Raw genomic sequence first — 1220 nt, 5'->3', positions numbered from 1 at the left:
GAGTTCAGTCCGATACTGACGCGAGAGCTGATTTATACCGGAGTTACACGTGCGAAATCTCGCCTGATGATGTTTACAGACAGCTCTGTGTTCAAACGCAGTATCAAGGTGAAAACACAACGAGTGAGCGGTTTAGCGGTACGCTTAGGCAAGAATGAGTGAGAGTAAATTAGAGTAGAGAGTATTAGGGGAAGCAGCCATCCCTGGTTGCTTCTCTTGAGTAATGTCTCTTGAGCTATATCATTTAATCAATAGCGGCTTAGTCTTTACTCAGAAAGGCTCTCGTAAAAGAGATATGGTTTATCTTGTATTTTGCTTGGCAGTTCAAGATAAACTCCTTCAAGTTGTCAGTCACTGGAAAAACACAGTGGACATCTAACCCTTCAAGAAATCTTTGTAGCGAATTACAAATAACGGTTCTCATATCAATATGCTCTTTTTGCTTTTTGTTATTAACGGGCATAGCCAAAGTTTAAGCCTGCGATGTTAAAGTTATAGCAATCCGTGCAAGTCCCTATGCCGAGGCATAGACGATTCCAATCAATGTTTACTGAGAATGTAAATCGGCCAAATTCTATACAATTATCAGTGTGAATAAAAGTGCATAGTTTATAAATCTCATATAGTAATCGATTACATTTGCAATCAATTTCTATCGAAAGTGAGAAAAGGCACTAAATTTAAATTTTTGGTGCCTACACTCTGAACAAAACATCCTGTTTATACATTCAACGCCAGTATTTTTGATTTGCGCTGGTAGTTGTAGAGCCCCTGTTGCTCCATTGGTAGCTCATCGACACCAATTTCATAAAAGCCTTGTTCTCTGAACCAGTGGAGACTATGGGTCGTCAGCACGAAAATCTGGTCAATATCTTGGGATTTAGATTGATGTCTCATGTAGTTGAGCAGCAGTTGTCCTCGGTTGCCATCTCGGTAATCTGGGTGAATAGCAACGCACGCCATTTCTGCCATATGATCTTCAGGGTAACTGTAAAGTGCAGCACAACCGATGATCAGCCCATCTTTCTCGATGATGGTAAAGCGGTGAATCTCTTGTTCGAGTTGTTCACGAGAGCGACGAACTAAAATACCTTGCTCTTCAAGAGGGCGAATCAGGTCGAAGATACCGCCGATATCATCGATCTGAGCTTGTCTTACTTGCTCAGCACTCGCCATAACCACTTGAGTGCCGATACCATCAAACGAGAACAGCTCTTGGA

The 1220-nt window shown here is 41.7% G+C and carries 1 protein-coding gene; it reads right to left on the bottom strand.

Annotated features, from left to right (window positions below; translation table 11 throughout):
* Positions 1 to 720: 720 nt before the first annotated feature.
* Positions 721 to 1220, bottom strand: a 500-nt coding sequence (gene argA, locus KIV40_RS30130; protein WP_285352944.1) for an amino-acid N-acetyltransferase, incomplete at its 5' end; no start/stop codon positions are given.

The sequence above is a fragment of the Vibrio sp. D173a genome, assembly GCF_030248475.1.
This window is presented reverse-complemented; position numbering and strand designations above follow the sequence as displayed.